Origin of the sequence: Mycobacterium bohemicum DSM 44277, assembly GCF_001053185.1 — a bacterium.
GTDB lineage: Bacteria > Actinomycetota > Actinomycetes > Mycobacteriales > Mycobacteriaceae > Mycobacterium > Mycobacterium bohemicum.
Genome location: NZ_CSTD01000002.1, coordinates 288,878 through 311,850, shown reverse-complemented (window position 1 = coordinate 311,850; position 22,973 = coordinate 288,878). Strand labels below are relative to the sequence as shown.

26 protein-coding genes and 1 tRNA gene are annotated in these 22,973 nt (G+C 68.9%); 13 read left to right on the top strand and 14 right to left on the bottom strand.

Annotated features, from left to right (window positions below):
• Positions 1 to 35 precede the first annotated feature (35 nt).
• The 3 genes from BN971_RS11555 to sp36 are packed head-to-tail and all read right to left on the bottom strand — an operon-like array spanning position 36 to position 1,462.
• Positions 36 to 827 (bottom strand): MBL fold metallo-hydrolase, encoded by a 792-nt coding sequence (locus BN971_RS11555; protein WP_085182328.1) that lies wholly within the window; start codon positions 825 to 827, stop codon positions 36 to 38.
• On the bottom strand, positions 824 to 1,300 hold the full coding sequence (locus BN971_RS11550) for a RidA family protein (RefSeq protein WP_085182327.1): 477 nt from the start codon (positions 1,298 to 1,300) through the stop codon (positions 824 to 826). Before BN971_RS11550 ends, BN971_RS11555 begins: the two co-directional genes overlap by 4 nt.
• The gene (gene sp36 / locus BN971_RS11545) at positions 1,301 to 1,462 is read right to left on the bottom strand and encodes a Sp36 family protein (RefSeq protein ID WP_090350112.1); all 162 of its coding nucleotides are present in this window, start codon (positions 1,460 to 1,462) and stop codon (positions 1,301 to 1,303) included. It abuts the gene before it with no gap.
• 77 nt (positions 1,463 to 1,539) lie between these two features.
• Here sp36 and bagA point away from each other — a divergent pair, with 77 nt between their 5' ends.
• Positions 1,540 to 2,571, top strand: coding sequence for an ATPase BagA (gene bagA / locus BN971_RS11540; RefSeq protein WP_085182326.1), 1,032 nt, complete (start codon positions 1,540 to 1,542; stop codon positions 2,569 to 2,571).
• A complete protein-coding gene (bagB, locus tag BN971_RS11535) occupies positions 2,568 to 3,719 on the top strand; it encodes an ATPase BagB (RefSeq protein WP_085182325.1) in 1,152 nt (383 codons plus the stop codon). Before bagA ends, bagB begins: the two co-directional genes overlap by 4 nt.
• Positions 3,720 to 3,973: 254 nt before the next feature.
• On the opposite strand, the gene BN971_RS11530 is transcribed toward bagB, so the two are convergent.
• Positions 3,974 to 4,324, bottom strand: coding sequence for a WhiB family transcriptional regulator (locus BN971_RS11530; RefSeq protein ID WP_085182324.1), 351 nt, complete (start codon positions 4,322 to 4,324; stop codon positions 3,974 to 3,976).
• A 359-nt stretch (positions 4,325 to 4,683) separates the two neighbouring features.
• On the opposite strand from BN971_RS11530, the gene ponA2 reads away from it, so the two are divergent.
• The 4 genes from ponA2 (at position 4,684) to BN971_RS11510 (ending at position 9,388) form a co-directional block, all read left to right on the top strand.
• Positions 4,684 to 7,119 carry a transglycosylase/D,D-transpeptidase PonA2 gene (gene ponA2 / locus BN971_RS11525; RefSeq protein ID WP_085182323.1) on the top strand — a complete coding sequence of 812 codons (2,436 nt, stop codon included), beginning with the start codon at positions 4,684 to 4,686 and terminating at the stop codon, positions 7,117 to 7,119.
• Positions 7,120 to 7,193: 74 nt separating this feature from the next.
• Positions 7,194 to 8,153, top strand: a complete 960-nt coding sequence (locus BN971_RS11520) for a metallophosphoesterase (RefSeq protein WP_085182322.1) — start codon at positions 7,194 to 7,196, stop codon at positions 8,151 to 8,153.
• Positions 8,150 to 9,253, top strand: a complete 1,104-nt coding sequence (cds1, locus tag BN971_RS11515; RefSeq protein ID WP_085182321.1) for an L-cysteine desulfhydrase Cds1 — start codon at positions 8,150 to 8,152, stop codon at positions 9,251 to 9,253. Before BN971_RS11520 ends, cds1 begins: the two co-directional genes overlap by 4 nt.
• Positions 9,254 to 9,314: 61 nt before the next feature.
• Positions 9,315 to 9,388, top strand: a tRNA-Pro gene (locus BN971_RS11510).
• 58 nt (positions 9,389 to 9,446) lie between these two features.
• Here BN971_RS11510 and modA read toward each other — a convergent pair.
• The 6 genes from modA to BN971_RS11480 all read right to left on the bottom strand — a co-directional run bounded on the left by modA (position 9,447) and on the right by BN971_RS11480 (position 14,450).
• A complete protein-coding gene (gene modA, locus BN971_RS11505) occupies positions 9,447 to 10,268 on the bottom strand; it encodes a molybdate ABC transporter substrate-binding protein (protein WP_245836965.1) in 822 nt (273 codons plus the stop codon).
• 128 nt (positions 10,269 to 10,396) lie between these two features.
• The gene (locus BN971_RS11500) at positions 10,397 to 10,969 is read right to left on the bottom strand and encodes a restriction endonuclease (protein WP_085182320.1); all 573 of its coding nucleotides are present in this window, start codon (positions 10,967 to 10,969) and stop codon (positions 10,397 to 10,399) included.
• A gap of 139 nt (positions 10,970 to 11,108) precedes the next feature.
• Positions 11,109 to 12,077, bottom strand: coding sequence for an arsenate-mycothiol transferase ArsC (locus BN971_RS26650; protein WP_085182319.1), 969 nt, complete (start codon positions 12,075 to 12,077; stop codon positions 11,109 to 11,111).
• A 215-nt stretch (positions 12,078 to 12,292) separates the two neighbouring features.
• Positions 12,293 to 13,663, bottom strand: a complete 1,371-nt coding sequence (locus tag BN971_RS11490; protein WP_090350109.1) for a cytochrome P450 — start codon at positions 13,661 to 13,663, stop codon at positions 12,293 to 12,295.
• Positions 13,664 to 13,731: 68 nt separating this feature from the next.
• The gene (locus BN971_RS11485) at positions 13,732 to 14,028 is read right to left on the bottom strand and encodes a DUF4193 domain-containing protein (RefSeq protein WP_245836980.1); all 297 of its coding nucleotides are present in this window, start codon (positions 14,026 to 14,028) and stop codon (positions 13,732 to 13,734) included.
• A 155-nt stretch (positions 14,029 to 14,183) separates the two neighbouring features.
• Positions 14,184 to 14,450, bottom strand: a complete 267-nt coding sequence (locus BN971_RS11480; protein ID WP_085182317.1) for a hypothetical protein — start codon at positions 14,448 to 14,450, stop codon at positions 14,184 to 14,186.
• Positions 14,451 to 14,527: 77 nt separating this feature from the next.
• On the opposite strand from BN971_RS11480, the gene BN971_RS11475 reads away from it, so the two are divergent.
• Positions 14,528 to 15,220, top strand: a complete 693-nt coding sequence (locus tag BN971_RS11475) for an HAD family hydrolase (protein WP_085182316.1) — start codon at positions 14,528 to 14,530, stop codon at positions 15,218 to 15,220.
• Positions 15,221 to 15,267: 47 nt separating this feature from the next.
• On the opposite strand, the gene BN971_RS11470 is transcribed toward BN971_RS11475, so the two are convergent.
• The gene (locus BN971_RS11470) at positions 15,268 to 15,627 is read right to left on the bottom strand and encodes an STAS domain-containing protein (protein ID WP_245836963.1); all 360 of its coding nucleotides are present in this window, start codon (positions 15,625 to 15,627) and stop codon (positions 15,268 to 15,270) included.
• 159 nt (positions 15,628 to 15,786) lie between these two features.
• Between BN971_RS11470 and BN971_RS11465 the strand changes: the two genes are divergently transcribed.
• From BN971_RS11465 to BN971_RS11440, 6 genes are read left to right on the top strand one after another with little or no spacing between them, the layout of a single operon-like run.
• Positions 15,787 to 16,689 carry an STAS domain-containing protein gene (locus tag BN971_RS11465; protein ID WP_085182315.1) on the top strand — a complete coding sequence of 301 codons (903 nt, stop codon included), beginning with the start codon at positions 15,787 to 15,789 and terminating at the stop codon, positions 16,687 to 16,689.
• 22 nt (positions 16,690 to 16,711) lie between these two features.
• Positions 16,712 to 17,101 carry an STAS domain-containing protein gene (locus BN971_RS11460; protein WP_085182314.1) on the top strand — a complete coding sequence of 130 codons (390 nt, stop codon included), beginning with the start codon at positions 16,712 to 16,714 and terminating at the stop codon, positions 17,099 to 17,101.
• Positions 17,091 to 17,501, top strand: coding sequence for an ATP-binding protein (locus tag BN971_RS11455; RefSeq protein WP_085182313.1), 411 nt, complete (start codon positions 17,091 to 17,093; stop codon positions 17,499 to 17,501). Before BN971_RS11460 ends, BN971_RS11455 begins: the two co-directional genes overlap by 11 nt.
• Positions 17,494 to 18,120 carry a SpoIIE family protein phosphatase gene (locus BN971_RS11450; protein WP_085182312.1) on the top strand — a complete coding sequence of 209 codons (627 nt, stop codon included), beginning with the start codon at positions 17,494 to 17,496 and terminating at the stop codon, positions 18,118 to 18,120. The genes BN971_RS11455 and BN971_RS11450 overlap by 8 nt, the downstream gene beginning before the upstream one ends.
• Positions 18,117 to 20,327 carry a SpoIIE family protein phosphatase gene (locus BN971_RS11445; RefSeq protein WP_085182311.1) on the top strand — a complete coding sequence of 737 codons (2,211 nt, stop codon included), beginning with the start codon at positions 18,117 to 18,119 and terminating at the stop codon, positions 20,325 to 20,327. The genes BN971_RS11450 and BN971_RS11445 overlap by 4 nt, the downstream gene beginning before the upstream one ends.
• Positions 20,328 to 20,376: 49 nt before the next feature.
• On the top strand, positions 20,377 to 21,396 hold the full coding sequence (locus BN971_RS11440) for an iron-containing redox enzyme family protein (protein WP_085182310.1): 1,020 nt from the start codon (positions 20,377 to 20,379) through the stop codon (positions 21,394 to 21,396).
• Here the strand turns inward: BN971_RS11440 and BN971_RS11435 are convergent.
• The 3 genes from BN971_RS11435 to BN971_RS11425 form a co-directional block, all read right to left on the bottom strand.
• Complete coding sequence (locus BN971_RS11435; protein ID WP_085182309.1) at positions 21,344 to 21,598, bottom strand: CDGSH iron-sulfur domain-containing protein; 255 nt, start codon at positions 21,596 to 21,598, stop codon at positions 21,344 to 21,346. The genes BN971_RS11440 and BN971_RS11435 overlap by 53 nt on opposite strands.
• On the bottom strand, positions 21,595 to 22,284 hold the full coding sequence (locus BN971_RS11430) for a HemK2/MTQ2 family protein methyltransferase (protein ID WP_085182308.1): 690 nt from the start codon (positions 22,282 to 22,284) through the stop codon (positions 21,595 to 21,597). The genes BN971_RS11435 and BN971_RS11430 overlap by 4 nt, the downstream gene beginning before the upstream one ends.
• Before the next feature lie 137 nt (positions 22,285 to 22,421).
• A complete protein-coding gene (locus BN971_RS11425) occupies positions 22,422 to 22,967 on the bottom strand; it encodes a type 1 glutamine amidotransferase domain-containing protein (protein ID WP_085182307.1) in 546 nt (181 codons plus the stop codon).
• Positions 22,968 to 22,973: the final 6 nt, after the last annotated feature.

Genomic DNA, 22,973 nt, shown 5'->3' with positions numbered 1-22,973 from the left:
ATTCGATGCCGCCAGCGCAGGCTCAGCCCGCCCGCTCAGCCGCGCAGGTACTCCAGCTGCGCCTGCACCGACCATTCGGCGGCGTCCCACAGTTTCTCGTCGACGTCGACGTAGACGTGCTCGACGACCTGGCGGGTGGTGGCATCCTCGCCGATCTCGCGGAGCGCGGCGCGCACCTGCTCCAGCCGTTCGTGCCGGTGCCTCAGATAACCCGAGGCGGCGGCTTCCAGGTCGGGCAGATCCGGCCCGTGCCCGGGCAACACCGTGCGCCGGCCCAGTCCGCGCAGGCGGCGCAGAGAGTCCAGGTAGGCGGCCAGGCTGCCGTCTTCCTTATCGATGACGGTGGTGCCGCGGCCGAGCACGCTGTCGGCGGTCAGCACCGCGTCATCGAGGACGAACGACAGCGAGTCGGCGGTGTGGCCCGGGGTGGACATGACCGTGATGGTCAGGCCGGCCGCGTCGATAACCTCGCCGTCCGTCAGCTCGCCGACGAGCCCGCGCAGGAATCCGCTGCCCGCCGACCGCACCGGGGCGCCGGTCAGCTCGACGAGCTTGTCGATGCCTTCGGTGTGGTCTCCGTGGCGGTGACTGATCAGCACCAGCGCGATCCGGCCAAGCGCGGCAATGCGTTCGATGTGCTCGTCGTCGTCGGGCCCCGGGTCGACGATCACCACCTCGGCGCTGCCCGGGCCCCGCAGGACCCAGGTGTTCGTGCCGTCGAGCGTGAGCAGTCCGGGGTTGTCGGCCAACAGCACCGACGCCGTCCCGGTGACCGCGCGCAACCGGCGGTAGGCGGGATGGGTCGGCGACTCGGCGGGCTCGGTCACTGCGGCTGGCCGACCTCCACGATCAGCTCGACCTCCACCGGCGCGTCCAGCGGCAGCTCGGAGACGCCGACGGCCGAACGGGCGTGCGCGCCCGCGTCCCCGAAGACCTCGCCCAGCAGTTCGGAGGCCCCGTTGACCACGGCGGGCTGGCCGTTGAAACCGGGCGCCGAGGCGACGAAGCCGACGACCTTGACGACCCGGGTGACCGAGTCGAGGCCGGTGACGGAGTCCACCGCGGCCAGCGCGTTGAGCGCGCACAGGCGGGCCATGGCGTTGGCCTCTTCGGGTGTGACCCCGGCGCCGACCTTCCCGGTCCCGACCAGCGCTCCGCCCTGCATTGGCAGCTGCCCGGAGGTGTAGACGAGGTTGCCGGTCCGCACCGCCGGCACATACGCGGCCAGGGGCGCGACGACCTCCGGGAGTGCGAGGCCGAGCCGTTCCAGCCGCGCCTTCCAGGAAGACTCGGCGCTCATCTATTTCGGTCGCTTCAGATACGCAACGTGTTGCTCACCGGTGGGCCCGGGCAGCACCGCCACCAATTCCCACCCGTCGGCACCCCACTGGTCGAGGATCTGCTTGGTGGCGTGCGTCAGCAGCGGGACCGTGGCGTACTCCCACGCGGTCGGTTGGCTCATGACGCGAGCTTATCGGGCGGAGGTGAAGGGTTCTGGCCTGCCCGGGCGCGGTCTGGCGGCCGGGCTAGCATGCGAAGGTGGCAACCACACCTAGCAACGCCGCTAGTCCCGTCGGCTGGCCGGCTCGCCTGACCAAGGCCCGCCTACATTTCGTGACCGGCAAAGGCGGAACGGGCAAGTCGACGATCGCGGCCGCGCTGGCCCTGACCCTGGCGGCCGGGGGCCGCAAAGTCCTGTTGGTCGAGGTCGAGGGCCGGCAGGGAATCGCCCAGCTCTTCGACGTGCCGCCGCTGCCCTACCAGGAGCTGAAGATCGCCACGGCCGAGCGCGGCGGCGAGGTCAACGCGCTGGCAATCGACATCGAGGCCGCCTTCCTGGAGTACCTCGACATGTTCTACAATTTGGGCATCGCGGGGCGGGCGATGCGCCGCATCGGCGCCATCGAGTTCGCGACCACGATCGCGCCGGGCCTGCGCGACGTGCTGCTCACCGGGAAGATCAAGGAGTCGGTGGTCCGCATGAACCCGGGGACCAAGAACAGGAGCCCGGTCTACGACTCGGTCGTCGTCGACGCGCCACCGACCGGCCGGATCGCGCGTTTCCTGGACGTCACCAAGGCCGTGTCCGACCTGGCCAAGGGCGGGCCCGTGCACTCGCAGGCCGAAGGGGTGGTGAAACTGCTGCACTCCGAGCAGACGGCCATTCACCTGGTCACGCTGCTGGAGGCCCTGCCCGTTCAGGAGACCATGGAAGCCATCGAGGAACTGGCCGAGATGAAACTGCCGATCGGCAGCGTGATCGTAAACCGCAACATCCCGTCGTACCTGGACCCGAACGACCTGGCGAAGGCCGCCGAGGGCGACATCGACGCGGACTCTGTGCAGGCCGGCCTCAAGATGGCGGGAATCACTCTGGACGACAACGACTTTGCCGGACTGCTGACCGAGACCATCGAGCACGCAACGAGAATCACCGCGCGCGCCGAGGTCGCTCAGCAGCTGGACGCGCTGAAGGTGCCGCGACTGGAACTACCGACGATATCCGACGGTGTGGACCTCGGCAGCCTGTACGAGCTGTCGGAATCGCTTGCGCAGCAGGGAGTTCGATGAGTATCACGCCCGCGACACTGGACATGCGGACAATCCTGGCCGACAAATCCAACCGGGTGGTGGTGTGCTGCGGCGCCGGCGGAGTGGGAAAGACCACCAGCGCGGCCGCGATGGCGTTGCGCGCCGCCGAATACGGCCGCAAAGTCTGCGTATTGACGATCGACCCGGCCAAGCGGCTGGCACAGGCGCTGGGTGTCAACGACCTCGGCAACACCCCGCAGCGGGTTCCGTTGGCGCCCGAGGTGCCCGGGGAACTGCACGCGATGATGCTCGACATGCGCCGAACCTTCGACGAGATGGTGGTCCAGTACTCGGGACCCGGTCGCGCGCAAGCGATTCTGGACAACCAGTTCTATCAGACGGTGGCCAGCTCGCTGGCCGGCACGCAGGAATACATGGCGATGGAGAAGCTCGGCCAACTGCTGGCCGAGGACCGCTGGGACCTGGTCGTGGTGGACACCCCCCCGTCCCGCAACGCCCTGGACTTCCTCGACGCGCCGAAACGACTGGGCAGCTTCATGGACAGCCGGCTGTGGCGGCTGCTGCTTGCGCCCGGCCGCGGCATCGGCCGGCTGGTGACCGGCGCGATGGGGCTGGCGATGAAGGCGATGTCGACGGTGCTGGGTTCGAAGATGCTGGGCGACGCGGCGGCCTTCGTTCAGTCGCTGGACGCCACGTTCGGCGGGTTCCGCGAGAAGGCCGACCGGACGTACGCCCTGCTCAAGCGGCGCGGCACGCAGTTCGTCGTGGTGTCGGCGGCCGAGCCGGATGCGTTGCGCGAGGCGGCATTCTTCGTCGATCGGCTGTCCCAGGAAGGCATGCCGCTGGCCGGGCTGGTGTTGAACCGCACCCACCCGCCGCTGTGTTCCCTGCCGGTCGAGCGCGCCATCGACGGAAGCGAGACGCTGGAGGACGACAAGGACTCCGAGGTCGCGGCGCTGGCCGCGGGCGTTTTGAAGATCCACGCCGATCGCGCGCAAACCGCGAAGCGTGAGATCCGGCTGCTTTCCCGCTTCACCAGCGCCCATCCGCACGTGCCGGTGATCGGGGTCCCGTCGCTTCCGTTCGACGTCTCGGACCTCGAGGCGCTGCGGGCGCTCGCCGATCAGATGACCGGCGACGATCAGCGGCGCGCAGCGGCCCGCTGAGGAGACCGCCCGGGCCGTCAACGCTATTTGTCACGGGCCGGACGCTATTCGGCACGTGCCAGTTGTAGCTGTCCAAACACTATTGGGCACAAGTTAGTTCGTATTGAACGCGAATCAATACGCTATTTGACACGGACCCGAACTAGGCGCGCACGCGCCGCCGTAACAAAAAAGTAATCATGAAAACAAATGCTTTTCAGGACCTGCCGCACGAAGGGCGGGAAGCTGGAGGGGTGCCAGTCCTGAGGATGCCGTCAGCCGACGCTGCGGTTCCGCCGCTTGTCGAAGTAGTCGGCCCAGGAAACGACCTCCGGGTGCTGCTTGAGCAGGGCCCGGCGCTGACGCTCGGTCATTCCGCCCCACACACCGAACTCGACCTTGTTGTCGAGCGCGTCGGCTCCGCACTCCTGCATCACCGGGCAGTGCCGACAGATCACCGCGGCCTTGCGCTGAGCTGCACCGCGTACGAAGAGTTCGTCGGGATCGGTGGTCCGACACAACGCTTTTGACACCCAGGTGATCCGCTCCTCGGCGTCGACGCTCCGGAGCACCCCTTGTGCAGCCGCGATGTTGGTCCTCCGCGCGGCGGGCCGTGTACCTGACACGAGCTGTTTCCCTTCTCCCGGCCGCTCCTCGCGACCGCCCTCCTGCGTGTGTAGACCCTGTTGCGATCCACGCCACACTGTGCAATTCGGTGTTATGCGAATCTCACCGTGTGTCTAAGTTAGGTGGTCAAGTGGCGATTGCGCAACAGTCCGATAACCTTTTTTTGGGACGCGCGTGCAGTCTTGGCCTAAAACGCTAGCTCCGGAGGGCCGACGAGCAGGTTCCTCCGGGCGACCGATCAGTGACGCCGAGGAAAATTTTGCCATCACCTCATACTAAGTTCGCTGGTCAACGGGTGGGTTAATTTTTGCAGAATCGGCGCCCGGCGGCGAGTCGGGGGGCCGCTACGCTAGTACGCATGTCAGACCGGCCGCCGGTAGCGCTCACCGTTCTCAAGCTCGCGGGGTGCTGCCTGTTGGCCAGCGTGGTGGCCACCGCGCTGATGTTCCCGCTGGCCGGCGGCCTGGGGCTGATGTCGAACCGGGCGTCGGAAGTGGTCGCCAACGGCTCGGCGCAGCTCCTGCAGGGCGAAATCCCGGCGGTGTCGACGATGGTCGACGCGAAGGGCAACACCATCGCCTGGCTGTACTCGCAGCGCCGCTTCGAGGTGCCCGGCGACAAGATCGCCAACACGATGAAGCTGGCCATCGTCTCCATCGAGGACAAGCGGTTCGCCGACCACAACGGCGTGGACTGGAAGGGCACCCTGACCGGCCTGGCCGGATACGCCCGCGGTGACGTCGACACCCGCGGCGGCTCGACCATCGAGCAGCAGTACATCAAGAACTATCAGCTGCTGGTGACCGCCAAGACCGACGCCGAGAAGCGCGCGGCCGTGGAAACCACCCCGGCGCGCAAGCTGCGCGAGATCCGGATGGCCCTCACGCTGGACAAGACGTTCAGCAAGCCCGAGATCCTGACCCGGTACCTGAACCTGGTGTCGTTCGGCAACGGCTCGTTCGGCGTGCAGGACGCGGCCCAGACGTACTTCGGCATCAACGCCTCCGACCTGAACTGGCAGCAGGCGGCCCTGCTGGCCGGGATGGTGCAGTCGACCAGCGCGCTCAATCCGTACACCAATCCCGACGGCGCCCTGGCCCGGCGCAACGTCGTGCTGGACACCATGATCGAGAACCTGCCGGCCGAGGCCGACGCCCTGCGCGCCGCCAAGGCCACCCCGCTGGGGATATTGCCGCAGCCCAACGAGCTGCCGCGGGGCTGCATCGCCGCCGGTGACCGCGCCTTCTTCTGCGACTACGTTCAGGAGTACCTGTCGCGCGCGGGGATCAGCAAGGAACAGGTGGCCCGCGGCGGCTACCTGATCCGCACCACGCTGAACCCGGACGTGCAGATCCCCGTCAAGGCGGCCATCGACAAGTTCGCCAGCCCGACCTTGCCCGGCATCTCTAGCGTGATGAGCGTGATCCAGCCGGGCAAGGATTCGCACAAGGTGATGGCGATGGCCAGCAACCGCACCTACGGGCTGAACACCGACGCCGGCGAGACAATGCGGCCGCAGCCGTTCTCCCTGGTTGGCGATGGCGCCGGCTCCATCTTCAAGATTTTCACCACCGCGGCCGCGCTGGACATGGGCATGGGCATCAACGCCACGTTGGAAGCGCCACCGCGGTTCCAGGCCAAGGGCTTCGGAAGCGGCGGCGCCAAGGGCTGCCCGAAGGACACCTGGTGCGTGGTCAACGCCGGCAACTACCGCGGCTCGATGAGCGTCACCGACGCCCTGGCCACCTCCCCCAACACCGCCTTCGCCAAGCTGATCACCCAGATCGGGGTGGCGCGTGCGGTGGACATGGCCGTCAAGCTCGGCCTGCGGTCCTACGCGGACCCGGGCACGGCGCGGACCTACAACCCGGACAGCAACGAAAGCCTGGCCGACTTCGTCAAGCGCCAGAACATCGGGTCCTTCACCCTGGGGCCCATCGAGGTGAACGCGCTGGAGCTGTCCAACGTCGCGGCGACGCTGGCCTCGGGCGGGGTGTGGTGCCCGCCGAACCCGATCGACAAGCTCATCGACCGCAACGGCAACGAGGTCGCCGTGACCACCGAGACCTGCGACCAGGTGGTCCCCGAGGGGCTGGCGAACACCCTGGCGAACGCGATGAGCAAGGACGCGGTGGGCGGCGGCACGGCGGCGGGTTCGGCCGGGGCGGCGGGCTGGGACCTGCCGGTGTCCGGCAAGACGGGCACCACCGAAGCGCACCGCTCGTCGGGCTTCGTGGGATTCACCAGCCACTACGCGGCGGCGAACTACATCTACGACGACTCGACGCACCCGACGGACCTGTGCTCGTCCCCGCTGCGCCACTGCGGTGAGGGCGACCTGTACGGGGGCAACGAGCCGGCCCGAACCTGGTTCACCGCGATGAAGCCGATCGCGACGGCCTTCGGGCCGGTGGCGTTGCCGCCCACCGATCCCCGCTACGTCGACGGCTCACCGGCCTCGCGCGTCCCGAGCGTCGCCGGGCTGAAGGTGGACGCCGCCCGCCAACGGCTCAAGGACGCCGGGTTCCAGGTGGCCGATCAGACCAATCCCGTCAACAGCAGCGCGGAGCTCGGTGAGGTGGTCGGGACCTCGCCCAGCGGCCAGACGATCCCGGGCTCCATCGTCACGATTCAGGTGAGCAACGGGATCCCGCCGGCGCCTCCCCCGCCGCCGGAGGGCGCCCCCGGCGCGCCCCCGCCGGTCGGCTCGCAGGTGGTGGAGATCCCGGGGCTGCCGCCGATCACCATTCCGCTGCTGGCGCCACCGCCGCCGCCCGGGCAGCCGCCGCCGTAAGCACCGGGCCGCCACCGCCCGCTGTGGCGCAGTTAATGACGCGGCCAATCCGCGACCGGCAGTACGCTTTTTGCATGGCTGACGTTTTACCCGTGTTGATTCGCGCCGGTGCCGCCGCGCTCGGTTCGGCCGTGGCCGGCCTGGGCTACGCGGCGGTCGTCGAGCGCAACGCCTTCGTCCTGCGCGAGATCACGATGCCGGTGCTGACGCCGGGGTCCAAGCCGCTGCGGGTGCTGCACATCAGCGACCTCCACATGACGCCCGAACAGCGCCGCAAGCAGGCCTGGCTGCGCGAGCTGGCCGCCTGGGAGCCCGACCTGGTGGTCAACACCGGCGACAACCTGGCCCACCCCAAGGCGGTCCCCGCCGTCATCCAGGCCCTCGGTGACCTCCTCGGGCGGCCCGGCGTGTTCGTCTTCGGCAGCAACGACTACTTCGGGCCGCGCCTGAAGAACCCGCTGAACTACGTGACCAACCCGTCGCACCGCACCCGCGGCGAGCCGCTGCCCTGGCAGGATCTGCGCGCGGCGTTCACCGAGCGGGGCTGGCTGGACCTCACCCACACCCGACGCGAGTTCGAGGTGGCCGGGCTGCACGTCGCCGCCGCGGGCGTCGACGACCCCCACCTCGACCGCGACCGGTACGACACGATCGCGGGCCCGGCCAGCCCGGCCGCCAACCTGCGGCTGGGCCTGGTGCATTCCCCCGAGCCGAGGGTGCTGGATCGGTTCGCGGCCGACGGGTACCAGCTGGTGATGGCCGGGCACACCCACGGCGGACAGGTGTGTCTGCCGTTCTACGGGGCGCTGGTGACCAACTGCGGCCTGGACCGGTCGCGGGCGAAGGGTCCGTCGCGCTGGGGCGCCAACATGCACTTGCACGTGTCCGCCGGGATAGGGACCTCGCCTTTCGCGCCGGTGCGGTTCTGCTGCAGGCCCGAGGCCACCCTGCTGACGCTGATCGCCGCCCCGATGGGTGGCCGGGAGACGGCCAGCGACCTGGGCCGCTCGCAGCCCACCGCCTCGGTGCGTTGAACGATCCCACCCGGATCGCCGCGCGCACCCGCGCGCGGGGCTGGGTGGACAACGCCATCCGGTTGCTTCAGGCCGACGCGCGCCGCAGCGCCGACACGCACCTGCTGCGGTATCCGTTGCCGTCCTGGTCCGCCGACGCCGGTGTCGCGCTCTACCTCAAGGACGAGTCGACGCACATCACGGGCAGCCTCAAACACCGCCTGGCGCGGTCGTTGTTTCTCTATGCGCTGTGCAACGGCTGGGTCGACGAGGGCACCACGATCGTCGAGGCCTCGTCCGGTTCGACGGCCGTGTCCGAGGCCTACTTCGCGGCCCTGCTGGGCCTGCCCTTCGTCGCCGTGATGCCGGCGAACACCAGCCCCGCGAAGGTGGCACTCATCCAATCACAAGGCGGCCGTTGCCATTTCGTGCAAGACTCTAGCCAGGTGTACGCCGAGGCTCAGCGGGTCGCCGACGAGGCCGGGGGGCACTACCTCGACCAGTTCACCAACGCCGAGCGCGCCACCGACTGGCGGGGCAACAACAACATCGCCGAGTCCATCTACGAGCAGATGCGCGACGAGCTCCACCCCGTCCCCGAGTGGATCGTGGTCGGCGCCGGCACCGGCGGAACCAGCGCGACCATCGGCCGCTACATCCGCTACCGGCGCCACGCCACCCGGTTGTGCGTGGTCGACCCGGAGAACTCCGCGTTCTTCCCCGCGTATTCGGGGCACCGGGACGACGCCGTGATGCCGAAGTCGTCGCGGATCGAGGGCATCGGCAGGCCGCGGGTGGAGCCGTCCTTCCTGCCCGGCGTCGTCGACCTCATGGTCGCCGTCCCCGACGCGGCCTCCGTCGCCGCCGCGCACCACGCCAGTGCCGTCCTGGGACGCCGGGTCGGGCCGTCGACCGGCACCAACCTGTGGGGCGCCTTCGGCCTGCTGGCCGAGATGGTCGCCGAGGGCCGCGGCGGCTCGGTGGTCACCCTGCTCGCCGACAGCGGCGACCGCTACCGCGACACCTATTTCAACGACGACTGGGTCACCGCGCAGGGGCTCGATCCGGCCTGCCACGCCGGGGCGCTGGCGCAATTCGAGCGCAACGGCGCGTGGAAATGAGGAGACTGCCTGCGGTTTGGCGGGTCGCTGGGCCGGTGCGATAGGCTGTCGGAGCTTCACGCGGGGTGTGGCGCAGCTTGGTAGCGCGCTTCGTTCGGGACGAAGAGGCCGTGGGTTCAAATCCCGCCACCCCGACCCTGTCGTCGGCAACCCGGCGGAATCGGCGTTGGCCATCGGACGGCGCCGCGGCGGCTCACGGTGCGGCGAACCCGCAGTCGTCGAGGATGGCCTGGCCGGGCTGACTGGTCACCATGTCGATGAATTTTCGCGCCAGCTCGGGGTTCTTCGATCCCTTCAGGACCGCGATGGGATAGGTGACGACCACGCCGGCGGCCTCGGGAAATGGCACTCGCGTGAGACTGGCACCGCCGGCCGTCGCGTCGCTGGCGTAGACCACGCCGGCGTCGACGTCGCGGTCGATCACTTTCTGCAGGACGTCCTCGCTGCGGTTGACCTCGGTGGCGTGAGCCAGCCGTACGCCGGAGGCCTGCTCCACCTTGTCCAGAGCCACGCCGCAGGGTAGGCCGGCGGCGGACCCGGCACCGGGTTCTTGCACCTGCGTTGCGCAGACGGCGACCTTGAGGTCCGGCCGATTCAGGTCGCCGAAGGAGGCGACCTTCTTCGGATTGCCCGGGGCGACGACGATCGCCAGCGTGTTGGAAGCAAACGCGACGGGGGCTCCGGCCAGCAGGCCGGCCCGCGCGACTTGGTCCATGTCGTTGGTGTTGCCCGCCGCGAACACGTCGCCGGACGCACCCTGGGTGAGTTGAGTGACCAGGTACGGCGAGAAGCCGAAGGTGAATTGCACACTGCTGAACGGGTTGTAGGTGTGAAACTCGTCGCCGATCCGCGTGAAGGCCACCTGGAGAGCCTGTGCGGTGAAGACGGTGATCACCCCCTCGCCCGAGGCCGACGGCGCCCGATGTGGCGTGCCGCACCCGCTGATCGACGCGGCCACCAGTTGGGCGGCCAGCAGCGCACGGGTCAATCGGGTGGCTGCGGTGCTGCCGATCACCGGCCACCCACCCCGTCGCGGATCGGATTCGGCTCGCCGACCATAGACGCTGACACTAGTTCCCGGCATGGACTTCCACTCGTCCAGTCCATTCGTCAGTTAGCGAGCCCCGCACCGAAACCGCGCCTTCACCGTCGGAGATCACCACCGACCCAGATGTGCAACTGCTCCCGTCCGACCAGGCGGCAACCATGGGTGGCGGCCAATTGCTTGGCCGCCTTTGTGAACGCCTGGTTCGTCACCACGACGGCGCGACGGCAACGGTGGTGTGCCGCACCGGAAACCACCTGTTGAACCGCCGCGACGCCAACGGTCTTCGCCTGCCTCTTGCACTGCACGGCCATGCGGGTGCCGTCCTTCTGGGCGACGAGATCCACCCCGTAGTCACCCGTGCTGGCGGTGTGCTCGACGCTCCAGCCGCGCATCCTGAGCTGGGCCGCCACGAATTCTTCGAACTGCACACCCGACATCTCGTCGATGTCCGGGAGATCGGATCTCAGGTTCTGAAGATCGCGCCTGCGCTGCCGTCCGGCCCGGTAGCGGTCGCGCCGGACGGACAGCCACAACAGGATGACCACCGTCGCCAGCAGCCCGCCCAAGCCGGCCGAGCAGCCCGCCACGACGCTGCCGGTCGCCCGCTGCGTGAAATACCAAGGGAGGGCGAGCCCAAACACGAGAAGGGACCCGAAGATTTTGTCCATGGCGCCGATGAAGCTACTAGACGGCTATGACACGCCGGGACACCCTTTGGGCGACACTCCGGGCGCACTGGGCGACCGCGCCGCAGCGGCCCGCACCGTCACGAGGGCCGCCGATCCAAACGGTCACTCGGTCGTGTGCTCACCCGCCGGTGCCCGGGGCGAAGTCGTCAAGCAGGCCGCGATCGCTGATGTCCAGGACCTCCACGTCGTATCTCTCCGACAACTCCTGGCCGAACGCCACCGCCTCCGGTCCCCCGTCGGTGTCCAGGAGGCCGAGCTCGAGGATGCCGCCCAAGCGTGCCCGGTACTCGGCACGCGGGCTGATCACCATCGTGGGCGGCGGCCGGAACGGCAGCACGTCGAACAATTGAACCTTGCCGACAACCAGATACGACCACGGCGGATCCACCACCCCCAGTCGCGCCACGTCCCGCGCCACCCTGGGGAATCCGCGCGCCCGCGCGATCAAATCTGCGACCTCGATATCGGCGTACCAGCCACACTCGCACCCCGGCGCCGGCGGTACGTGCTCGGGGTTGGCGCACTCGGCATGGGACCATTTGGTCGGCCACGTGATGTGCGAAAGGTAGGGGGATCTCAGCACATCGCCGGACGCGCCCGTCCAGAAGCGAAAGCCCACGGCAGTTTCCAAGCGGCCGAAGCCCGGCTCGGTCAGGCGCCCGTCGAGCCACTCATGCAGCCCGGGCATGGCCGCGTCGATAGCGTCGAACGCCTGCTCGAAATCGGCGCCGAAGATCGGGTTTCGGACGTCGACGCACGCAAGCCGGTCGTCCTCGACGCCGCACACCTGCAACACCCCGACGTGCTCGCGACCCAGCGCGACCACCAAATCGGCTCCGATGTGCTCATCGCCGAGCAGCGCAGCCCGATGATCCACCGGCTCCGGACAACCACGTTCTCGCAGTACCGCGCACGCCTGCTCGTCGGCGTGATCACCCGGGCAGGCGGCGGTGCCCGCACTGGTCACGCGCACCAGATCGCTCAGACCACGCTCACGAAGCTGGTCGGCGAAGATCGCGGCGGCCATCACCGACCGGGCGCGATTGAAACTGCACACGAACGCGACGTGCAGCCGAGGACTGCTCACAATCGGTACCGCATTCGCACTCTGCGCGGCGCACTCATCGGTCCTCCCATCGATGTCCACGAACGTTTGTACCCCGGTTTCAGAAATGATTCGAGTTGGTGCCGGAGGGTGAACGCCATGCCAACGATTGGTGTCGGGATGGGGCCCAGCAGGTTTCGGACGGCCCGGGCGAATACCCCGGCCGGGGCCAGTTCCCTCGCCGCGCCGGCGTCCGGTCAGAGCGAGGGCTTGACCGGACGGAATCGCACCCGGGTGCCGTTGCGGGGCGCGAGCATAATCGAGCGCCGCACGATCTTCTCGAGCTTGTCGTCGACGGCGCGAAACTCGCCCTCGCGCAGCAGCGTGTGCAGCACGGTGAGCAGCTCCTGCATGGAAAAGCTCGCGCCCAGACAGCGTTTGACGCCACCGCCGAACGGAACCCACGCATACGTTTGGGGATGGGCGCCGAGGAATCGCTGCGGCCGGAACTCGTTCGGACATTCGTACGTGCCCGGGTTGCGGTTGATCGCGATGATGTGGACGACGATCCGTGTGCCGGGGTCGACGCGGTACCCCCCGATCTCGAACGGTCGGGCCGCCACGCGGGCGGTCAGCGGTGCCGGGGGCCGGATCCGGAGCGTCTCGTTGATCACGGCGGTCGTGTAGGCCTGTTCGCCGCTCAGCGCTTCGGACTGCACGCGCCGCAGCGCGTCGGGATGGTGCAACAGCAGGTCGAAGACCCAGGCCAGCGTCGTCGCCGTGGTTTCGTGGCCGGCCAGCATGAGGGTGATGACATCGTCGCGAATCTCGTTGTCGGACAACGATTCACCGCCGTCGCCACGCGCGCGTATCAACAGCGAGAGGATGTCGGTCCGATCGTCGAGGGCCGGGTCGCGTCGGCGGCGCGCGACGAGCGGCATGACGACGTCGTCGATCCCCTTTCTGGCCCGCTCCCGCTGCGGCCAGAACCGCAACGCCCCCGTGTGGCGCAGCGCGTAGCGCACCGTCAACTGTTCTGACACACCAAGATTCAGCAGACGCTCGAAGGGCCGGCCCAGTCGCCGCACGTCGTCGGGATCGTCGACCCCGAACATCACCCGGACGATCACGTCGAGCATCAGCGCCCGCGCCGCCCCCAGCATCTCGAACGGCCGGTCGACGGGCCAGCCGTGCATCGCCGCACGGGCCGCGCTCTCCATGACCGGCACGTAGCCGCTCAGCGCGACGCCGTGCAGGGACGGGGTCAGCAGCCTGCGTCGCCGCTGATGCTCCGGCTCCTCCTGCACAAACATCGATCCCGACCCATAGATCGCCGCGGCGGGTCCCACGCCCTCCCCGCCGAGCAGAACGTCGGTTGGCGCGGTGAACACCTGCTTGGCCAATTCGGGGTCGGACACGATCGCGACGTCACCCAGGCTGAGGATCGGCATCGTCATGATCGGCCCGTAACGCCGGATCAACCGCAGCATCCGGCGCTCGCCGCCGACCAGGTAGGCGAGCGCGTAGGCGGCGGCGCAGCCCGAACGGAGTGGGCGTGGCGCGGGCAGCCCGGGGGGACGGGTCAGGTCATCCGCCGCGTTCGCCCGGCGAACAGCCAATCCTGCCACGCAGACGACACAAGCATGGGGTTTCCGGTTTGGTCAAGGCTCCGGTGCCCCCACCTGCCGATGCGCTGTCAGGCGCAGTCTGCGCAGATCAGCGGTCCGGGCCCGGTGTTGCGCAGCCGGCTGCGGTGCTGCACCAGGAAACAACTCGAGCAGGTGAACTCGTCGGCCTGCTGCGGGATGACGGTGATCGAGAGTTCTTCGCCGGACAAGTCGGCGCCGGGCAGCTCGAAGAAGTGCACGTCATTGGGGTCCTCGTCGACCACCGCGGTGGTCGACGACGGCAGGGTGGTCGCCAGTTCGCGTATCGCGGCACCGTCCTGCGCCTCGATATCGGATACACGGCGTGCGTCATAGTCGCTTGCAATCGCCATGAGATTTCCTTTCCTGCAAAGTCGTGGGTTGACGCACGTGGCTGTACTCACCCTTGGCGCAGGCAGTACCCCATTTCGATGCGGTCCACACCGGCCGAAGAAAAAATTTCTACATGCGACAAATGGGGCCGCGGCGCGGGCCCGGATCGTCAATCCTGGGGCGGGAGGGCGACGTTGAACGCCCCGCCCTGCGCGCGGGCCACCCAGGCCAGGCCCAGCCACGGGCCCGTCACGGCCACGATCAGCCCGACGATCGCCGCGGCGGCGTGGCCGGTCAGAAGGGCAAGCACACCGATCGCCAAACCCGCCGCCCAGACCGCCGCGGCCGCCAGCCCGGGAGCGCTGAAATCTTCGTGCGGAAGCACAGACCCGGCCAAGGTGTCGGCGCTACCCAACGAACCGGAGGCATCGAGCATGCCGAACTGTTACCCCGCCGGCCGGCGATCAAACACCCGCCCGTGTGAGGCGACACCCGCGTGGGTATGCCGCGCAGATGATCTCGAAGCCCGGCCACGGCGCTCCGGCCGTCCTGTTCGACGTCGACGGAACGCTGGTTGACTCCAATTACCTGCACGTCTACGCGTGGCAACGCGCCTTCGACGCCGAGGACATGCCGGTGGCCGCGTGGCGGGTTCACCGCAGCATCGGTATGGACGGCGCGCGGCTGCTGCGCGAACTCACCGACGACGCCCCCGACGATGTGCGGGAGCGGCTGAGCGACGCGCACAGCCGCTACTACCGCGAGCTCATCCCGCTGCTGTCGCCGCTGCCCGGGGCGCGCGAACTGCTGCGGCGGGTCGCCGATATGGGACTGCAGGTGGTGCTGGCCAGTTCCGCGCCCGAGGACGAACTCGAAGCCCTGCTCAAGGTGCTGGACTGCGACGACGTCATCTCCGAGACGACGTCGTCGGGCGACGTGGACACGGCCAAGCCCGAACCCGGCATCGTCGAAGTGGCGTTGGAGCGGGCCGGCGTGCACGCCGACCAGGCGGTTTTCGTCGGCGACGCCGTGTGGGACGCGCACGCCGCCCAGCGCGCGCGCGTGCCGTGCATCGGGCTGCTGAGCGGCGGCACCGGGGAGGCGGAACTGCAGTCGGCGGGGGCCTCGCCGGTGTTCGCCGATCCGCGGGACCTGCTCGAGCACCTGTCGTCCACCCGCATCGCGGCGCTGGCGCCCGGCGCCTGAGCGGACACCGGCCCCGGCGTCGCGGCCACCGAATCGTGGCGGCGAAGTTACCCTTCGCGCACCCCGCTCAACGCCTCGTCCAGCGCCGGGTACAGCGGAAACGTCTTGTCCAGACCGGTCAGGTGGATGGGCCGCCTGGTCGCGGGGCCGTGCGCGACCACCCCGAACCGGGTCTCGACGGCGTCGAGTTGTTCGTAGGTGGCGGCCAGGATCTTCAGCCCGACCGAACCGAGGAACTCCACCCCGGACAGATCGATCACCAGCGCCGCGGGACCCTGGGCAACCACCCCGCCGATCGCCTGTTCCAGCGCCGGCGCGGTGACCAGGTCGATTTCACCGCTGACACGGACCACGGACACTCCGTCGTGGTCCTCGACCAGCGTGGTGATCGAATCAGGAGCTGACAATGGCACGATCCTTTTCCCCCGGGCGCGGATGTGCTGCAAGCCTAGCCTGCCGCGCAAACTCCGAGAAGAATAAGCCTCGGCACCGGCCTCTCGTTCAACCAGGCTAGTCTCCCCCTAGGACTCGCATTGCGGCGGCCGGAAGGTCACTCGGGAGGGCAAATGTCAGATTCCTCGTCGGATTTCAGCAGCTCCGGGACCGCCGTCCCGACCGTGAGTATCTCCAGTGAGGGCCTGCTGCCCCAGCTGGTCCAGCACCTGAGACAGAACAGAACCGTGCTGCGCGAGGAGTGGGCCCGCCGGATCACCGAGGCGCAGTTGCTCACCGCGATGACCCCCGAGGAGCTGTTCTCCGAGGCGACCGCCGTCTACGACAACTACGTGGAGGTGCTCGAGACGGGCAGCGTCGAGGCACTGCAGGCCTACGCGCGCGACCTGTCGGAACGCATCATTCCGCGGGGCGTGGAAACCGACGAGGTGGTCGGCATCGTGCTGCTGCTGCGCGACGTGCTGGCGCGCTCGCTGTTCGAGAAGTACCAGACCGACTTCGAGATGCTCAACCGCGTGCTGGACGCCTACGAGCCGGCGGCCAACCGGATCGCCAACACCGTGGCCGTCAGCTTCGTGCAGGAGCGCGAGCGCATCATCCGCCAGCAGCAGGAGGCCATCCGGGAGCTGTCCACGCCGGTGCTGCAGGTGCGCGAACAGCTGCTGATCCTGCCGATCATCGGCGTGCTCGATTCCCAGCGCGCGCGCCAGGTCACCGAGCAGTTGCTGCGAGCCATCCGCGCCAACCGCGCGAAAGTCGTGGTCATCGACATCACCGGTGTGCCCACCATCGACTCGACGGTGGCCAACCACCTGGTGCAGACGGTCGACGCGTCGGGCTTGATGGGCGCCAGCGTGATCATCACGGGCCTGTCCTCGGAGATCGCCCTGACGCTGGTGACGATCGGACTCGACCTGTCGAAGATGAACGCCGTCGGCGACCTGCAGGGCGGCATCGAGGAAGCCGAACGATTGCTCGGCTATGAGGTCAGCCGCACCGGCGAGTTAACCGGCTGACCGCACACAGCACGGGCACCCCATGCCAGTCCCCATCCTGAAACAGGGATCGATCCTGATCGCCTCGGTGCAGGCCGCCCTGACCGACTCCGACGCCGAACGCCTGCGCTACGACCTGATGGAACGGGTCAGCCAGTTCCGCGCCCAGGGCATCATCGTCGACGTCACCGCCATCGACGTGATGGATTCGTTCGCGGCCCGGTCGCTGCGCACGATCGCGCACATGACGAGGCTGCGCGGCGCGGAAACGGTGATCGTGGGTCTGCAGCCCGAGGTGGCATTCGCGATGGTCCAGCTGGGTTTGGCGTTCGACGACATGAACACCGCCCTGGATCTCGAAGAAGGCCTGGCACTGCTGAATCGTCAACTGGTGCAACGGAAACCAACGATCGGGCGCGACGGTGGAGGCTGACATCGTCGTTGACATCCACAACCCCGACGACATCGTCGCCGCCCGCAAGGCGGGCCATCAGCTCGCTGTGGACCTCGGGTTCTCGCTGACCGACGTGACAATGGTCGCCACGGCGATCTCCGAGATCGCCCGCAACATCACGAGCTACGCGGGCCGCGGCGCCGTCCACATCGCCGTCGCCGACCGCGAGGGCCGCAAGGCGTTGGTGGTCCGCGCGGAGGATCAGGGCCCCGGAATCGCCGACATCGACCGCGCGATGGAGGACGGGTACACCACCGGTCGCGGCCTGGGGCTCGGCCTGCCGGGGGCGCGCCGCCTGATGGACCGGCTGCTGGTGGAATCGGCGCTCGGCCGGGGCACGGTGGTCGAGATGTGGAAATGGGTGCCTTCCGGTGCGTGAGAACGGCCGCATCGGACCGATCGAGTGGGCACGGGCGGGGCGGCCCCTGCCCAGCGAGTTCACCTCCGGCGACCGGGGCCTGGCGGTCGACATCGACGGCCGGGCCGCGCTGTTCGGTGTCGTGGACGGTCTCGGCCACGGACCCGAGGCCGCGGCCGCCGCAATGCGTGCGGTCGACACTGTCGTGCGCGCCGGCAGCGAGCGGCTCGAAGTCCTGATCCAGCTCTGCCATCGGGTGTTGGGCGGCACCAGGGGAGTCGCCATGACGCTGGCGCGGGTCGACTTCGCGGCCGGCACCCTCGCGTGGACCGGGGTCGGGAACGTGACAGCCGACCTGGTGGCCAAGGCCCCGTCCGGGATCCGCGTCCGATCCAGCGCGCGTCTGACCGCCGGCATCGTCGGCTACCGGATCCCGGAAATCATGCCCGCGCAAGTGGTTCCGATCCGCACCGGCGACCTGATCGTGATGAGCACCGACGGCATCACCGAGGAGTGCTTCGAGCACATCGACTTCGCGGCTTCGGCCGTGGCGATCGCCGAGGAGATCCTCGCCAAGACCGCCAAGCAGACCGACGATGCCATGGTGCTGACGGCTCGCCATCGGGGGACGACGACATGAGCGACAACGACCGGTTCAAGACCGCTTACGCCGCGGCGCTGCATGCCTATCTGGCCGCCCGGGACGAAAACAGCCTGTCCGTCGGCCATGAGCTCGGGCGGCGGGCCCTGCAGGAGCGGGTCAGCATGCTCGACATCGTCGAGCATCATTTCAACCTGGTCTACCGCCCGCGGGCGGACCTCCCGGTCGACCGCCCGACGGCACTGGGATTCCTGCTGCAAACCCTCGCGCCGCTCGACGTCGCGACGCGCGGATTCCTCGAGGGAAACGAGCGCTACGCGGAGCAGCGAGCGCGCGCGGAAGGCCTGGCCCACCGCGACAAATTCCGCACCGCACTGGTGAATTCGTTGCAGGAGGGGTTTTTCGTCGCCGATCAGAACGGCGCCGTGATCGAGATGAACAACGCCCTGGTCCAGATCGTCGGCTACCCCGCAGACGGCGTGCCCTACGAGTGGCCGCACCCGTGGCTGGTCGACAAAAGCACGGCGCGCGAACAGGTTGCGGTGGTGCGACGGTTCGGCAGCGCCGGGTACGAGACCCCGATCCGGCACCGCGACGGTCACCTCGCCTGGGTGACCGTGAGCATCAACGCGGTGCGCGAGGACGGCAGCGCCAAAGATGCCTACGTGGGGACGATCCGCGACATCACCGCCGAGCGCGCCTTCGCCGCCCGCGAGAGCGCGGTCCTGCGGCTGGCGACGGCGGTGGCCGTGGCCAAGACCGTGGACGAGTTGCTGGCGATCACGCTCGACGAGTGCCGTTCGGCGCTGGACATCCAGCGCGTGATCGCGGTGTCGTGGCCGAGCGGCGACGGCCGCCCCGAGGTGCAAACGGCGGGCGACCCCGCCGCGCAGACGTGGCACGCGCTTGATCCGTGGTTGCGCCAAACCCTTCGGGATGCTCGCATGCAGTTGCCGCTCACGGCCAAAGTCGTTGAGCGAGAAGACGATCCGGGCAAGGCGCACGGACTGGTCGCGGTCCTCTCCGGTGCGGCCGACCTGACGTTGTGGCTGGAGCTGCGCTGTCCCCGCTGGGTCAACGCCGAGGACCGCCTCCTGGCCACGGTGCTCGTCGGCCACCTCAGCCTGGCCATGCAGCATGTCCGGCAGTTCGAGAGCGCCCGGGAGACCTCGCTGACGTTGCAGCGCACGATGCTGCCACCGCTGCAGCCGCCGCCCGGCTTCGCCGTGCGATACGAGCCGGCGGTCCCGCCGCTGGAGATCGGCGGGGACTGGTACGACGTGCTGCCCCTGGGCGACCATCGCATCGGCATCGTCGTCGGCGACTGCGTGGGACGGGGGCTGCCTGCGGCCGCAGTCATGGGTCAGTTGCGCAGTTCCGCGCGGGCCCTGCTGATCAACGGCGCAGCGCCCGCGCTGCTCCTCGAACAACTCGACTCCGCGGCGTCTTTGATACCGAACGCGTACTGCACCACGGTCTTTCTGGCCATCCTGGACACCGAGTCCGGAGTCCTGGAGTACAGCAACGCCGGGCACATGCCGGCCGTGCTGGCCGGGCCCGGGTCGGCGACGACGACGATGTTGCCCGACGCCGCGTCGGTGCCGCTCGCCGTACGCCGCGACAAGCCGCGGCCGCAGGCCACCCGCGTCCTGCCGCCGGGCTGCACGCTGATGCTGTTCACCGACGGCCTGGTGGAACGCCGGCGGGAGTCGATCGACGACGGAATAGCCCGCGCCGCCGAGGTTTTGGCCCAGACCGACGAATTGCCGCTGTCCTCCGTCGCCGATGCGGTGCTGCGCGAACTCGCCCCCGAGGGCGGGTACGACGACGACGTGGCGATGGTGATCTACCGACACAAGCAGAAGCCGCTTCGGATCGAAAGCCCAGCGGGCGCAGGGCAATTGGCCGGCATTCGGCACCGACTGGCCGACTGGCTGCGGGCCGCCGACGTCCCGGACCCGCTGCTCGGCGACATCGTGCTGGTCGTGAGCGAGGCGTGCACCAACTGCGTGGAGCACGCCTACCGGGGGCGCGTCGGCGGAACGCTGCAACTCGACGTCGATATCAGCGACGGCGCGGTGCAGGCCCGGGTCGCCGACTCCGGTTCGTGGAAGACGCCGGCGGCCCGGCCGGTCAACGGCGGCCGGGGCCTGATCCTGATGAAGGCGATCAGCGACGCCGTGGTGCTGGACAACCGGGCGAACGGCACCACGGTCGACCTCACGTTCCGGCTCCCGACCGGTTGAGCGGACCCCTGCGCCGTTTGCCCCCACCGGTTCGCGGGTAGTCATCGGCGTGACTCGCGCATCGATTCTGACCGAACCGGCGTTGCCGTCGGCGTTCGGACCGCTGTCGACCGCGGTCCGTCGCGCGCTGAACGGGCCGCCGCAGAACGACAACCTGGCCGGCACCGGCGCGTCGTACCGCGACGCCGACCCCTACGGCCTGGACCTGCACCTGGCGCTGGGCATGTGTTACGAGCTGCACTACCGCGGGTTCGCCGGCGTGGACCCGGGCTGGGAGTGGAACCCGGCGCTGCTGCGGCTGCGCGCGGAGCTGGAACGCGTGTTCCTGGCGGGCGTGCGCCGAGACGTGGGGCCCATCGAGCCCGACCGCACCGCCGAAGCCGAGATGGACGCCCTCGCCGCCGACCCGGGCGAAGAGTCGGGTCCGTCCTATTTTCTGCGCGACGAGGGCACCTGGGAGCAGATGCGCGAATATTTCGTGCACCGGTCGCTGTATCACCTCAAGGAGGGCGATCCGCATGCCTGGGCGATCCCGCGCCTGATGGGTCGCGCGAAGGCCGGGTTCGTCGCCGTGGAGTACGACGAGTACGGCGCCGGACAGGGGCCCCGGTTGCACCAGCAGCTGTTCGCCGACCTGCTGGTCGCGGCCGGGCTGGATGCCAGCTACCTGGGTTACATCGACGCCGTGCCCGCCGAGTCCCTGGCCGCGGTGAACCTGATGTCGCTGTTCGGGCTGCACCGCTCGCTGCGCGGCGCCGCCGTCGGGCACTTCGCCTCCACCGAGATCACCTCGCCCCCGGGGTCGCGGCGGATGGTCCATGCGCTGCAGCGCATGGGAGCCCCCTCGCCCTGCGTCGCGTTCTACAGCGAGCACGTCGAGGCCGACGCGGTGCACGAGCACGTGGTGCGCGTCGACGTGGTCGGTGACCTCGTGGCCCGCGAACCGCACCTGGACGGCGACGTCGTGTTCGGGATACGGGCGCACGCCGCGGTCGAAGAGCGGCTGGCCGAGCGGCTTATGGGGTCGTGGCGGCAGGGGCGGTCGTCGCTGCGGGCTCCCCTGGCTTGACGTTTTCGGGAAGGTCTTTGAGGTTGCGGCATCGCCGGTGGCTGGTGTCGCACAGGGGATAGTCGTCGCTGCGCCGGCACGTGCAGATGGCCACCATGAACCGGTCGGACTCGACCACGTCACCGCCGGGCAGCTCGATTTCCACCGGACCGGACACCAGCAGCGGGCCACCCGCCACCACCCGAACCCGGGTGGCCGTCATCGCTTGTCCGCCCGGATCACGACCAGCTCCTCCTCGCGCCGGCCCCGGGGAATCCGGCCGGTGTCCTCCAGCCAGCCGGCGCGTGCCGAGAGCACCGGTCCGAACGGGATCCATTTGGAGGCAACGACTTCGGCGCGCATGCCGGCCATCGTCAGATCTTCCAGCGAACGTCGGACGTCGGCGAGCGCCGAGTGTACGAGCAGCGCGGATCCGCCGTCGCACAACAGCTTCGGCAGGAATTCGCACAGCGGGTCCAAGACCAGCCGGCCGTCGGTTCCGGCGTTCCAGGCCCACGACGGGCCGGCGCTCGAGCCGATCACCTCGGTGTCGCCCTCGGGCGGCGTCGGCACGTACGGCGGATTGGCCACGACGAGGTCGAACGGCGCGCGGTCCAGCGCCCCGAGCCACGATCCCTCCCGCACGTCGACCTGCACCCCGGCAATCGCGGCGTTGCCCCGCGAGCAACGCACGGCATGCGGGCAGATGTCGAACGCGGTGACGCTGGCACAACCCATTTCGGCCGCCGCGATCGCGACGAATCCGCTGCCGGTGCACAGGTCGAGGATCCGCCGCCCCGGAACGAGCCCGCTCTGGTGCATCGCGTCCACGAGCAGTCGGGAGTCGTCCTGCGGCTGGTACACCTGGTAATCAGCGGACACTGCGGGTGCTGGGTAGGTAGTTGTCAAAGTAGGCCTTTCACGAGTCCTCGGAGTCCTCCGCTCCTTGGGGGGCCCTCCGGGATCGCCACGGCGATGGGGGCCTGGCCTGGATAGTGCCCGCAAACCGAGGGGTTCAAACGGAGCAACTTTCCAGCGCGGGGCGGCTAGCCCTGGCCGAACTGCTCGACGATCGTCGCGCAGAACGCCGGGAGGTCCTTGGGCGAGCGACTGGAGATCAGGTTGCCGTCGACGACCACCTCTTCGTCGACCACGTTGGCGCCCGCGTTACGCAGGTCCGTGCGGATGGACGGATACGAGGTGAGCGTGCGGCCCTTCGCGACACCGGCTTCCAGCAGCGTCCAGGGCCCGTGACAGATTGCGGCGACGGGCTTTCCGGAGTCGACGAAGTCGCGCACGAAGGAGACGGCGTCGTCGTCCATGCGCAGCTTGTCCGGGTTCACGGTGCCGCCGGGAAGCACCAGGCCGTCGAAGTCGCCGACCGATGCGTCGGCGACCGCGCGGTCGACGGGGAAGGTGCCGGCGGGCTCGAGATCGTGATTGCGGGCCTGGATTTCGCCGGTCTTTAGCGACAGCAGCTCGACCGTGGCGCCGGCGTCTCTGAGCGCCGCGCGCGGCTGTTCGAGTTCCACCTTTTCCACACCGTCGGCCGCCAGAATCGCAATCGTCTTGCCGTTCAGATCGTTTGACATGTTCGA

What these genes read in the sequence shown, in the direction of transcription:
- BN971_RS11550 (WP_085182327.1), bottom strand. Translation starts at nt 1,300, where the DNA reads ATGAGCGCCGAGTCTTCCTGGAAGGCGCGGCTGGAACGGCTCGGCCTC.
- sp36 (WP_090350112.1), bottom strand. Translation starts at nt 1,462, where the DNA reads ATGAGCCAACCGACCGCGTGGGAGTACGCCACGGTCCCGCTGCTGACG.
- bagB (WP_085182325.1), top strand. Translation starts at nt 2,568, where the DNA reads ATGAGTATCACGCCCGCGACACTGGACATGCGGACAATCCTGGCCGAC.
- ponA2 (WP_085182323.1), top strand. Translation starts at nt 4,684, where the DNA reads ATGTCAGACCGGCCGCCGGTAGCGCTCACCGTTCTCAAGCTCGCGGGG.
- BN971_RS11520 (WP_085182322.1), top strand. Translation starts at nt 7,194, where the DNA reads ATGGCTGACGTTTTACCCGTGTTGATTCGCGCCGGTGCCGCCGCGCTC.
- BN971_RS11500 (WP_085182320.1), bottom strand. Translation starts at nt 10,969, where the DNA reads ATGGACAAAATCTTCGGGTCCCTTCTCGTGTTTGGGCTCGCCCTCCCT.
- BN971_RS11480 (WP_085182317.1), bottom strand. Translation starts at nt 14,450, where the DNA reads ATGCTCGATGCCTCCGGTTCGTTGGGTAGCGCCGACACCTTGGCCGGG.
- BN971_RS11475 (WP_085182316.1), top strand. Translation starts at nt 14,528, where the DNA reads ATGATCTCGAAGCCCGGCCACGGCGCTCCGGCCGTCCTGTTCGACGTC.
- BN971_RS11465 (WP_085182315.1), top strand. Translation starts at nt 15,787, where the DNA reads ATGTCAGATTCCTCGTCGGATTTCAGCAGCTCCGGGACCGCCGTCCCG.
- BN971_RS11460 (WP_085182314.1), top strand. Translation starts at nt 16,712, where the DNA reads ATGCCAGTCCCCATCCTGAAACAGGGATCGATCCTGATCGCCTCGGTG.
- BN971_RS11445 (WP_085182311.1), top strand. Translation starts at nt 18,117, where the DNA reads ATGAGCGACAACGACCGGTTCAAGACCGCTTACGCCGCGGCGCTGCAT.
- BN971_RS11435 (WP_085182309.1), bottom strand. Translation starts at nt 21,598, where the DNA reads ATGACGGCCACCCGGGTTCGGGTGGTGGCGGGTGGCCCGCTGCTGGTG.
- BN971_RS11425 (WP_085182307.1), bottom strand. Translation starts at nt 22,967, where the DNA reads ATGTCAAACGATCTGAACGGCAAGACGATTGCGATTCTGGCGGCCGAC.